Below are 11,843 nucleotides of genomic sequence, written 5' to 3'. Positions count from 1 at the left end.
CATCGGAAGGAAAGCTATGCAGATCATCTCGTTGGACGGCACCGTCGCGATCGTCACCGGAGCCAGCAGCGGCATCGGTGAGGCCACAGCCCGCCGGCTCGCCGAGCACGGGGCAGCTGTGGCGGTCATCGCTCGTCGCAAGGACCGCCTCGATTCCCTCGTAGCCGCGATCGAGTCTGGGGGCGGAACAGCCCTTGCCATCGAAGCAGACATCACCGACCAGAGCCAGGCCCAGGCTGCGGTTCAGACCGCCGTCGAGAGCCTGGGCAGGCTCGACATCCTCGTCAACAACGCCGGCCTCATGCTCCTGGGGCAGATCGCCGGAGCTGACATCGAGGAGTGGGAGCGAATGATCGCCGTCAACCAGAAGGGCTTGCTCTACATCACCCACGCTGCGCTGCCGTACCTGCAGTCTGCAGGGACAGACGACGTGCGAGGGGTCGCCGACATTGTCAACATCTCCTCGATCGCCGGGCGCCAGGCCTCCGCCAACTTCGGGGTTTACAACATGACGAAGTTCGGCGTCAACGGATTCACCGAGGCGCTACGCCAAGAGGTCACCAAGCAGCACATCCGCGTCGGCGTCCTCGAACCGGGAGCGGTCCTCACCGAACTCGTCTCCCACAACAATCAGCAGATCCGCGACGGCCTCGACGCCAGCGACGATATCCCTGAGCGCCTCCAGCCCGAGGACATCGCCGACAGCATCGCATACATGGTCACCCGCCCGCGACGGGCATCGATCGCCGAGCTGTGGGCCATGCCCACCTCGCAGGTCTGAACCCCCACCAGAGAGAAAGCCCATGAAGTCAGCACACCTCGGAGACCTCGAAGTCTCCCGCATCGGTCTCGGCGCCATGACGATGGCCGGCACCTACACCAGCGAAGGCGCCCTCGACGACGCCGAGTCCATCCGCACCATCCACCGCGCCCTCGACCTCGGGGTCACCCACATCGACACCGCCGAAATCTACGGCCCGTATCTGAGCGAGGAGATCGTCGGCCGAGCCATCTCCGGTCGCCGCGACAACGTCGTGCTCGCGACCAAGTTCGGGCTCATTTCCCACCGCGCCGGAGCCCAGGCGCAGGTCGGCCTGATGGACAGCAGCGCGCCCAGCGTCAAGGCAGCAGTCGAGGGATCGCTGCGCCGCCTCGGAACAGACCACATCGACCTCTACTACCAGCACCGCGTCGACCAGACGACACCGATCGAAGAGACTGCGCAGGCCGTTGCAGACCTCATCGCCGAAGGCAAGGTGTTGCACTTCGGCCTCTGCGAGGCATCGCCGGAGACCATCCGGCGTGCGCACTCCGTGCAGGCGGTAACAGCGCTGCAAACCGAGTACTCGCTATGGACTCGCGACGTCGAGGACGAGATCCTCCCCGTGCTGCGCGAGCTCGGTATCGGCTTCGTCCCATACTCCCCGCTCGGGCACGGCCTGCTCACGGGCCGAATCCGCTCGGTCGATGACTTCCCCGACGACGACTGGCGCAAGACCAACCCGCGCTTCACCGGCGAGAACTTCCGCCGCAACCTCACCCTGGCCGACGAGGTCAAGACCATCGGCGCCGAGATCGGAGCGACCCCCGCCCAGACCGCACTGGCCTGGATCCTCACCCGCGGCGACGACATCGCCCCCATCCCCGGCACCCGCCGCGTCTCACGCGTTGAGGAGAACACCGCCTCCGACCAGATAGAGCTCACCGCCGACCAGATCGCCAGGCTCGAAGCGCTCGAGCCTGCAGCCGGAGCCAGGCATGACGAGGCCAACATGGCCTCGATCGACGACTGAGCGACAAGCTGCCAAGGACGAGAACCACCACCATGCATTACCGCACGTTGCCGGGCACGGGCATCTAAGGTTCTAGAAGCTCACTCTCGGCACCGTGGGCTTCGGCACCGAGACCAAGCGTGAGGAAGCGTTCGCCATCCTCGAACGATTCGTCGAGGATGGCGGCAACCTTCGTAGACACATCTAACGTCCACGGCGCAGGGGCCTCTGAGGAGGTCCTGGGAGCCTGGCTCGCCGCCCGCCCGGCCGAGTCACCGAGCGTCGTCCTGGCGACCTAAGCCCGCTTCGGAGCGGGCCCCGACACCCCTCGAGGCCCGCTCGTCCAGGCACAAGGGGAACCCTCGATGCGTCGTTGTGCAGGCTCGGCCGAAATCGCGCCCACCATGGGCGCACGCACGCACCAAACTCGACAGCAACCTCGCCACAGCTGACCTCGACCTCGGTGAGAGCGCTGCTGCACATCTCGACGACGTCACGCTCCGAATCCGAACGACTACCCATCCCATCCTGGCGTTTCGGCGTGCATTAATACAGCCGCTACACCGACTCCAGTGACACGATTCTCGGCGAGCTCTTCCACTGTCACCCATCAACCCACCGCCAGGAGGAACAACAAAGGCCGAGTGGACCACCACTCAGATCGAAACCACCGAAGCGAACGAAGATCTGGACGCCGCTCCGTATCGCGACGACGGCACGACCTACGGCACCGACACCCAGACCTGAGCACTCGTCGACACGGGCAAGGCTATGTCCGCGCCGTCACCGGGAAGAGCTCGCGTTAGTACCAGGCCGCAATCACACAGGGCGCCGGGCGTGTTCGCATCGCCGGAACCTACGCAGACGTGACCTTCACCGACGCCGAAACCGATGGCGAGGCAGCGATCGACGCTGCGTACGAGGCCAAGTACGGCCACTGCGAAGAGAGCTTCGCTGTCCCGATCATGCAGGGTGAAGATCCCCAAGTCTGCGTCAGTCTGAATCTCCCCCAGGTGAGTTCGAGCGAGTCTCGGGTGCACTTCCAGTGCCCGCGAGGCCCGCTTACGATGATCGGAAGCCGATCTCACTGCTTAGATTGATGGACGGCTCAAGCGTCGTAGGAAGTCGATAGACCGCGAACCAGCCCGTGTCGATGAGGTCTCAATTACGAGTTGCAGATAGCCCGGATCACTGACATCAAGATCTGAGAACTTGGAAACCTACGACCCCGCGCACCGTTCTGCGCCACGCAAACATCTCTGATGTGATCCGTGCACTGCAACTCTTGAACCCAACGCCTATCCGCTCGCAGTGAGCCACTGCTGCAACGGATCCGACGAAGCTACTGGCGTCGAGCTCACGCACAGCACCGTGTCCGGGCGTCAGGCAACGAAGTTGACCCAGTCGTCAGTCAGATAGCGGATGAAGAGTTCGCCGACGCCTTCCCTGCGCAGATGCTCAACAGTGACTGGTTTCGGACTCGACACGAAAGTCGGATCGGTCAGAACTCGCTGCGCGAAGTCATGGTGAATAACGCCCGCCGTACCGATGAGGACGAAATCAACACCGCGATCGAGGCACTTCTGCGCAGCTGGCCCGGACAGAACGTGCCCGGCGACGCCAAGTCGCACGTCGCCACGAGGAAGCTCGGTAAAGTACTCCAAAAGCGGTCGTCCCGCATGCTCTTCCTCGTCGGGAAGCTTAAACGTGTCCTTCATGGACATGTCGATGAAGTCGACGAGCCCTGAAGCCATCACCTTCGCTACGACAGACGTTGACTCGGACAGGATGATGCCACCGCGCTCAGGATCGAGCCGGAGACCTACCTGAAACTGTGGTCCGGTACTCGCTCTGATCCTCTCCAGAATGTCAAATAGGAAGTTCGTTCGGTTCGCGAAGGATCCACCGAAGCGGTCGTTGCGGTGAATGTTGCCGATGTCGAGGAACTGCCCGACGAGGAAGCCATGGGCACCATGGACCTCAACACCGTCGAATCCGGCCCTCTCGGCGCGCCGTGCTGCAGCGATGTAGTCCCCGATTATCCGCTCAGCCTCCGTAGTCGAGAGGGCCCGGGCGCCGGTGCGCTCGTCGTTGAACGGGGCCAAGACCGGCAGACCTGTCAGATCACTGTTCGCACGTCGACCACCGTGATGTAGTTGGACGATCGCTCTACTGCCGGCGTCGCGCATTGCGGAGGCAACCCGGGTCAGTCCAGGAATCAAGTCGTCGTTCCAAATGCCGAGTTGGCCGGGCCAGCACTGCCCCTCCGGGGAGACGTGCGACGCGCAAGTCATGACCATGCCGAAGCCTCCATGGGCCCGCATCTCGAGCCAGCGCGCCTCGTCCTCCCTCAACGATCCATCGGCGTTGCTCTGCTGATTGGTCATGGGTGCGAGCGCAATGCGGTTAATCCACTCCGGTCCGCGCAGAAGGTCCAGGGGCTCATCGAGTTGAGTCATCAAGTCATCCATTTCATGGGTACCAGCAATAGGTTGCAGTATCATCTAATGTCAAGCTAGTCGGACCGGGTGCACGCATTGTCGGGATTACCTTCAGCCCAATGGAATTCGCGCCTCCGCCCTCTCTGGCCGAGCACGATCCCCTGGCCGACAGAGACATCGAGCTGCACTCGACGTCGCTGGGGCTGCGTACGGCGCCTACTGGGTCAGGCGGAATCCCGTTCTCCAGCGCATTCAGGGTTACGACTGGGCTACGTCATCGCCGTTGAAGGCGAGCACATTAAGCAGAGCGCCGTGATCAACATCGAAATCCTCATTCACGAAGTCCCACAGGAAGGAATCCGGTTCATCCGCCCCGACGAACCTTAACTCCGACAACCGAGACCACCAGTGCCGTGCAACCCACGTCCCGAAAAGTGCAAACCCACTTCTGAAACTCACAAGTTGTCAGCGAGTATCCAAAGTTGGACAGTCTCCCTTAAATGATGCAGTCCCCGATGCCAAACCATCTTGATGACGGGCACGCCGCTCAACGGCGCACACCCAGAGTCCCAGCGATATCAACGCAACGACCTCAGCCACCACCAACCCACGCTCGACATAACCCACAGTGACCGCCCGATACCACGGAGTGGTAGTTGTGAGGCCGACAACGAGTGCATAGAAGATCGGGACCAAGAACATCGCGGACAGTAGGCCGAGACTGCCGGTGAGTCTGGACCAGAACCGCCATTGCGGGTCACGAAACCATGGCCATGAGGTAGCGAAGATTGCAATCGGAAGGCTCAGGAATGCGACAATCGCCCCTATTCGGTGAACCGCGCCACCGACACCTATCGTCGGATCGTTACTCCAGTCCTGTTTAGGGACAGCAACAACAGCGATGAGACCGATCGTCCACAACACCAGCGCCCGGGCAGCTACCGACGACAAGGTCGCCATCCGCTGCAGAATAATTGCGCGCAGGATGGACACCGACCCTACCGCCAGCAACACCACCCCGGCCGAGAACACCCACTGCTGGGACCCGAGGCCGTACTCACTGATTGTCTGTCTCAGATAGTCCGGATCCCTCCATGCGGTTACGACATCGAGAACTAAGACCATCAAGGCGCCCATGCCGATTGTTGCAGTGCCTACAAAGGCAAAGCCGGATGGAGTTTGTTCCCCCTCATGCGTCGAATTCATCGCGCCGAGTTGCCTTTCGCTGGTCTTCGTCGCTGCGCGTGCATATACCCGATCCATTCTGTTACCTCTCCCTCCCTCGTGGATCTAACATTGTCGTGCGCCAGCAACGACGAAAGCGCTTGGTTCACTTCCACCCTTTTCGAGCACAGCGTTCGCTTTCAGTTCCAACGTCAAGTTCGACTGGGGCAGCATATTTCGGCGCAACCTATGTGCAGAAGGTTCTACAACACAACGGTATTCATCAGAAAACTGCGAAGGATGTCACATCCGACGCGCGAACTCGTAACTTCGAGCACATTGTGTTTTGCGGGCCAACCAAAATATCGTCCCTACCGCGATTCGAGATAAGTCAGGATGACGATTAGCCCGATGATCGACCCGAAAATCACTAGCGTGGTGCGGTCGATTTTTTCATCCGAATCATCACACTGATCATCAGTACCCTTGCAATCGTTCATCTTCCGTCCCTCCTACCGGTCTGCCGGTCTCAGCGCTGGCCACGTTCGTGCCGTCGTTACGGGCACCGGTTGCTGAAGTTCAGTGTGTTCAGTCGTTTTGCCCGATCAGTAGTCAATTCGACGGCGTCTGCCGCGGTGTCCTCCGCGACGCGCACCGAACGATTCGTGCCAGGGGTGGGGACGATGCAGTCACCTTGGATCCGCAACCACGTGAGGGTCAACTAGGCCGTTGTGGCGTTCGCCTGCGCTGCAATGACCTCTGCGTCATCGAGTCCGCCGCCAGTGGTGTCGTGCCGGCCGTAGTCATAGCTCCGAGGCCGACGCGGGAGACATCAGCCCACCGAGGGTGACGTGCTTCATTTGGTATTCCTTGTCGTGACGGCGCGCAGTGGCCGCTTGTCAGTGGATTCGAACTGGCGGGTGTCAGTACTCCTGGACTACCGGTTTTAGTACGAGGACCGGGATCTCACGGTCCGTCTTCCTTTGGTACTCCGCGTAGTCCGGGAACGCTTCGACGGCCCGAGCCCACCACACAGCCTTCTCGTCCTCGGTCACCACGCGTGCCAGCATGTCCCGGCGAACCGGGCCGTCCTGGAGCTCGACCCGGGGGTCGGCCACCACATTGTGATACCAGACGGGGTGTTCGGGGGCTCCTGCCATCGAAGCGACTACTGCGTAGGAGCCCTCGTGCTCGACCCGCATGAGCGGGGTCTTGCGGATCTTGCCGCTCCTGACACCCAGGGTGGTCAGGATGACGACGGGCAGGTCCCGCACCCGCTCGTCATCTTCTCTTGTGACCAGGACACCCAGTGTGGCTCCTTGCATACCATCGGAGCTCTCGTACAACTCCACCTGGTCGCGGACGAATTGTGCTTTGCTCGGCTCGTACTCGCCTGTCAGCGGCATGTCGTCTCCTCTGTGCTGTCAAAAAATTTGTCCCTGATGGTCGTGCGGTTCGGCCTGGTACGGGGGTGTGTCACTCAAGCGTTGGCGTCGTCGAAGCTCAGGCTGCCGCCCAGTTCGCGGGATGCTGCGGCTTGTGTGAGGAGTTCTCTTGCCTTGATCTCGGCGGCCTCGACGGCGTCTGCGCCGGCGATGAAGCGCTGCAGGGGTTTGTCCTGGTCGGCGAGGGTGAGCAAGGCTCGGGCGAGCTTGGCGGGGTCGCCGGGCTGGCGGCCGTTCATGCTCTTCATCGCCTCGATCCTCGGGGCGGTCCGCGGGGCGTAGTCGTCGATGGAAAGCTCGGGCCAAGTGGTGGAGCCGTCGACGAGAAATTCGGTGCGGAAGTAGCCCGGCTCGACGACCGTGGTGCGGATGTTGTACGGCTCGACGTCGTAGCGCAGCGACTCCATCCAGCCCTCTTCCGCGAACTTGGAGGCGGCGTAGGCGGAGGTGAATTCCGTGCCGACCAGGCCGGCTGTCGAGGTGATGGTAATGATGTGTCCCGCCCGCTGTCGGCGCATGATCGGGAGGACGGCGCGGGTGACGTTCATCGGGCCGAAGAGATTCGTCTCGAACTGCTGCCGCATCTGTAAGGGTGAGATTTCCTCGAAGTAGCCGGTGAAGAGGTTACCGGCGTTGTTGATCAGTACGTCGATGCGGCCGAAGTGGTCGACGGCGGCTTTCGCGGCAGATTCGGCGTCACCGGCGTTGGTGACATCCAGCTTGCTAACGAGAAGGTTGTTCTGTGGTCCGCCCAGGGTCTTCTCGACCTCTGATGGGCGGCAGCCGGTGGCGACTACCCGGTGGCCTGCGTTGAGGGCCTCACGGGCGATGTCCGTGCCCAGACCGCGTCCGGCACCGGTGACGAGAATGACCTTGCTCATGAGTGTCCTTTATCTGGCTCCGCGATCCAGCAGTCGCTGTGTTCGGTGGTGATGCACTGCTGAAAGGCGGTGCATCACCAATAGAACCGGAGACTGGGGGTGTGTGGGAGGCCCTGATGAGGGGGTCACTCGCAGTGACCCCCTACCGGGCGCAAGCCGATGAGCGCGTGAGCCTTCACCTCTCCCGAGCTTCGACCCGCGGTGGCAGCAGCGTTCGCCTATCATTTGGAGGTTTTAACAAACCAGGCTGAGGCCCATCAATCGCGTTGCGTCCGGCGTTGTCGACGACACTCGGCTCGACTCTCTCCACAGGCCAGAGTTCCGCAACAACAGCCAAGCGGTGCGCGATGATCGCTACCGTCTGAGGAATCTCGCCCAGCGCATTCCATTCCTGATACTCACACGCTGAAAATTCGCCATCTCGTTTGTGTGGGGGAAGGGACTCGTCCATCTGACCAAACCAAGCGTCTTGAGCAGCCCCAGCGGCGCATCGACATCGCAGCAACCCAGTCGCGGGCATCCGGGCCGTCAGGAATAGTCACTCCTAGCTCACTTCCGATCTACCTTCCAAGCATTCCAAATCCCATGGCGCGCTGAGTTCCGCGTGGGAATCGCGCACTCCGTCCGTACCAGGATTGGCGTTACCAGGAGCCCAGACCGGCGCGATGTGAGCCGTCGGGATCCCACACTCTTTCCGATCATGCGATGCTTGGCCGGTGCTGCTCACCATCCTCGAGATCATAGGCATCGTGGTCTTTGCGGCTTCCGGCGCCTTGGCAGGCGTCACTCATCGACTCGACATCTTCGGGGTGTGCTCGGTCGGAGTGTTCACCGGTATTGGCGGCGGCATCATCCGCGACGTCTTACTCGGCATCTACCCGCCCAGTTCACTGAGCAGTTGGCCGAATTTCGGAACCGCCGCAGCCACCTCACTCGCTGTGTTCTACCTACGCGAGCCGCTCAACAAATTGCGTCGTGAAATCTCGACCCTCGATGCACTCGGCATGGGTCTGTTCGCGAGCACCGGGACCATCACTGCGCTGGACAACAACGCCGACTCACTAGCAGCGACGTTGATCGGTGCGACAGCTGCGATCGGTGGCGGGGTGATCCGCGACGTCCTCGTCAACGAGGTTCCACTCCTCCTGCACAAGGATCTCTACGCGGTTCCCGCACTCCTCGGCGCTGCGTTGACGGTGGTAGCCGTGCAATCCGGCTTCTCCACCAACACTTCGTTGGTGTGCGGCACCGTATTTGCTGCGGTGTTCAGACTACTAGCGCTACGGAGGCACTGGAGTCTGCCCGGACCGCGGCGAGCCCGAGACTCATAAGAGGTCCCAGAACAGGGAAGTCTGATCGTCGAAGAAATGGAGGATGACGAGTACTTCACATTCTTTGGCCCGTCAACTAGTCAAACCGAGCCGGGTTCTGAGCCAACCTAGTTGTGTGCGCAAACCTTCCGACCCGAACTTGAAGCTGTGGCCTCCGGGCACGATCTGGATATGCACGTCATGCCCGCGGCCTGCACGGCCTGGTACATGGTTTCTGTTTGCGAGCGATATCGTCTGCGCCGACCACAAATGCTCCTGCCGACTCCGAAAATTGTTGCCGCGCATCACATCGGCTGGGTGACCGCTGTGAAGGCAGAATCGTCTCCGCGCGGAAAGCAGCGTTCACTATCTGTTGTCGGTCCCCAAGTGTCGGTTCTATCTGACCGGATAGATTCAGGAAGTGGGAAAGATCTGCGGATAGTTGGTCGCGAGTTGGAGTGCACAGGTGCCGCCGTAGGAAAGACCGCCGATTGCCCATGCCCGGGGGTCGGGGTTGACCTGGAGATTCGCCTGAATTCTACTGCACTGCTGAACGGCAATGTCCGCCAGCTCAGCTGCGAAGACTGCGCCATTCGGGACTGCTCGACCCTTTGGGAACGAGGACGGGCTCGTCCCACCGGGCCGGTGTGTGACTGAAACTCACCGGGGGTGCCAGCATGTGCACGTCGCCGAGAGGTGTGGGCCCGTCGTATGCGGCCGGATCGGCCAGTGTGTGCTCGGCAGTTGTTCCGGCCAGCGCAGGATCGACTAGCCCAAGGGTTTGATACCACATCGCGGTCCGTGTGAGATTGACGGTGACATGCCAACTGCCCCCCTCGGTGGCCTGCTTTAGTAGTCCCGCTGCGGCCCCGAGAGCACCCATATACCCGGTGATGAAATCGTTGTACATCCCGGTCGGCGGAAGTTTCGGGTGTCCATCGCCGCCTTCTATGGCCATGAGCCCCGATGCAGCGGACCCATTCATGTCGAACCCGCCTCGATCGGCCCATGGCCCCTCGGATCCATAGCACGTCACCGACACGTTTACCAGGCCCGGGTGGGTCTCGGCGAGTCGATGTGGGTCGATCCCGAGTGCTTCGAGTTTAGAACTGCGGTGATTGTTCACAATGACGTGCGCGTCGGCCAACAATCGCTCGAAATCGCTCTTACCCCGGTCTTTGGTGAGATCGATGTTGGCACTGCGCGATCCGACGTTGGCCTCGGCGTAGATGAAGTCGTGTTCGTAGTCCAGGGGGCGCGTCGCGCACAAGACGTCTGCACCGTGTTCGGCGAGAGTCCTGCCGACAGTTGGGCCGGCGATGGCGTGTGTGAACGAAAGGACACGGACTCCATCGAACGCGCGTTCCGCAGGTCCCAGCTCTCGCGGCTCTGCATCACCGATCCGTGTAAGCCCGATTACCGGTTGTGTCGCCAGCAACGCACCTTGCGGATGTTCGAGCCATTCCTCGGGGGTGCGAGCTACGCACAGCGGCAGTCCGGCAGCATTGGCGGCCTCTTCGAGGTCGAAGGCATCGAGGTCGGCGAATGCGGCTACCACCTTCTCGAAGTCCGGTGGTACATCGAGGAATCGGCACCACTTCGCCGCCAGATGTGGGTACACCCCGGAGGCCATGACAGTGCGTCCGTCGCGGGTGCGGTACGGCGCCAAGAGGAACGGATTGTCGATCACGAGTGCAAACGAGGGGAGATCACCGGCGAGCGTGGGGTGCCAGAAAGCATGCGGCGTAATGTGATGAACCGCCTGGCGAAGATCTATGTGTAGGTCCTGCGCCGGCCCGCCCCGACGGCGGAGCAACGCTGCTGCGGCGACCGCGTTGGCCATGATCGGGATACCGATACTTGCTCCCAGCCTGTGACGTGCGGAGACGATCGGATCACTTCCGGTGAAGGTCACCGTCCCGCCTGAGTCGCTACTCGTGAGACCCACCTGTCCGAGGAGATCATCGAGCGCGGAGTGGGGATCGAGTGTGCCGGCTTTGCTCGGAGTGTGGCGATTCATTTCTCTATTGCCTTTCGAAGAAGTGTTGATCAGGGTGAAGAAGTCCGCGACAACGTCGGCGACGCTGAACCGTTTGCTGGAGGTCCCCAGAACCATTGCGCGGAAGCGTATGTGGGATTGTGCAGGACATGACCGCCGCCGTGGACGGGGAGAAACTGCACCGGCTCCTTCTACGACCAGGTGTAGTCGCGACGAGTCACCGGATGAACCCCGGCTCGCGAATCCAATTCGTTGACCGACGGCTGATCGACGATGCCGTTACGATCGGTAAAGTACTGTGCGCTATCCAGTTCGGGGAGATACGTTCCCTAGGCCAGCCGCCCACGGATTCCGACAAGACCACCGTCGTAAGGCGCCAAAGGAACTGCTGTGCCATGCACTGTGAGGCAACGGAATTCGAGCGTCCCTGCACACCTCGGAGTTCTCCGGCGATGGCAAATTCGCACTCAGGATCGCTGCGCCGCTCATTAATTCAGGTATTTCGTGGATCGGACGGACCGCCATCTGACCACCCGGGGAGAAACCCACAACGTAGACCCGCGTCGGATCGACACCATCGGTCTCCACGACATGGTTGATTATCGCTGTGATGAACCCCACGTCATCGATCGACTTCGTTGCCTTGGACACCATCGCCGCTCGGCGAGCACCGGTCCAATCCCGTTGGATGGCATCGGGATACACTACGATCGCATCGCCGTTCGTCGCGTATCCGTCGAAGCTGTACCCGGAGAACGGCCGAATGTTGGCGCCGGTCTGCAAAGTTCCATGCAGTACCAACACCAGCGCAGGCTTATGCGTCTGCACCGG

General features: G+C 61.4%; 10 protein-coding genes. 4 read left to right on the top strand and 6 right to left on the bottom strand.

The features are described from left to right. Positions 1-16 precede the first annotated feature (16 nt). From ACFT1A_RS29470 to ACFT1A_RS29460, 3 genes are all read left to right on the top strand, one after another. Positions 17-781: an SDR family NAD(P)-dependent oxidoreductase gene (locus tag ACFT1A_RS29470; protein WP_378449893.1), complete on the top strand. Its 765-nt coding sequence runs from the start codon at positions 17-19 to the stop codon at positions 779-781. A gap of 22 nt (positions 782-803) precedes the next feature. Next, positions 804-1,793: an aldo/keto reductase gene (locus ACFT1A_RS29465; RefSeq protein ID WP_378449892.1), complete on the top strand. Its 990-nt coding sequence runs from the start codon at positions 804-806 to the stop codon at positions 1,791-1,793. Positions 1,794-2,638: 845 nt separating this feature from the next. Next, positions 2,639-2,872, top strand: coding sequence for a hypothetical protein (locus tag ACFT1A_RS29460; RefSeq protein WP_378449891.1), 234 nt, complete (start codon positions 2,639-2,641; stop codon positions 2,870-2,872). Between the two features lie 282 nt (positions 2,873-3,154). Here the strand turns inward: ACFT1A_RS29460 and ACFT1A_RS29455 are convergent, their stop codons facing one another. The 4 genes from ACFT1A_RS29455 to ACFT1A_RS29440 all read right to left on the bottom strand — a co-directional run bounded on the left by ACFT1A_RS29455 (position 3,155) and on the right by ACFT1A_RS29440 (position 7,703). After that, a complete protein-coding gene (locus ACFT1A_RS29455; RefSeq protein ID WP_378449890.1) occupies positions 3,155-4,231 on the bottom strand; it encodes an NADH:flavin oxidoreductase in 1,077 nt (358 codons plus the stop codon). A 447-nt stretch (positions 4,232-4,678) separates the two neighbouring features. Beyond that, a complete protein-coding gene (locus ACFT1A_RS29450) occupies positions 4,679-5,476 on the bottom strand; it encodes a DUF998 domain-containing protein (protein ID WP_378449889.1) in 798 nt (265 codons plus the stop codon). An 824-nt stretch (positions 5,477-6,300) separates the two neighbouring features. Then, on the bottom strand, positions 6,301-6,783 hold the full coding sequence (locus ACFT1A_RS29445; RefSeq protein ID WP_378449888.1) for a nitroreductase family deazaflavin-dependent oxidoreductase: 483 nt from the start codon (positions 6,781-6,783) through the stop codon (positions 6,301-6,303). A gap of 74 nt (positions 6,784-6,857) precedes the next feature. After that, a complete protein-coding gene (locus tag ACFT1A_RS29440; protein WP_378449887.1) occupies positions 6,858-7,703 on the bottom strand; it encodes an SDR family oxidoreductase in 846 nt (281 codons plus the stop codon). A gap of 716 nt (positions 7,704-8,419) precedes the next feature. Here ACFT1A_RS29440 and ACFT1A_RS29435 point away from each other — a divergent pair. After that, complete coding sequence (locus ACFT1A_RS29435) at positions 8,420-9,034, top strand: trimeric intracellular cation channel family protein (protein ID WP_378449886.1); 615 nt, start codon at positions 8,420-8,422, stop codon at positions 9,032-9,034. A gap of 393 nt (positions 9,035-9,427) precedes the next feature. On the opposite strand, the gene ACFT1A_RS29430 is transcribed toward ACFT1A_RS29435, so the two are convergent. Both ACFT1A_RS29430 and ACFT1A_RS29425 read right to left on the bottom strand, forming a co-directional pair. Continuing rightward, a complete protein-coding gene (locus tag ACFT1A_RS29430) occupies positions 9,428-9,550 on the bottom strand; it encodes an alpha/beta hydrolase-fold protein (protein ID WP_378449926.1) in 123 nt (40 codons plus the stop codon). A 34-nt stretch (positions 9,551-9,584) separates the two neighbouring features. Further along, the gene (locus tag ACFT1A_RS29425) at positions 9,585-11,129 is read right to left on the bottom strand and encodes a CoA transferase (RefSeq protein WP_378449885.1); all 1,545 of its coding nucleotides are present in this window, start codon (positions 11,127-11,129) and stop codon (positions 9,585-9,587) included. Positions 11,130-11,843: the final 714 nt, after the last annotated feature.

It is taken from the genome of Rhodococcus sp. NPDC057135, from assembly GCF_042670865.1.
In the GTDB taxonomy this organism is placed as follows: Bacteria; Actinomycetota; Actinomycetes; order Mycobacteriales; family Mycobacteriaceae; genus Rhodococcus_F.
This window is presented reverse-complemented; position numbering and strand designations above follow the sequence as displayed.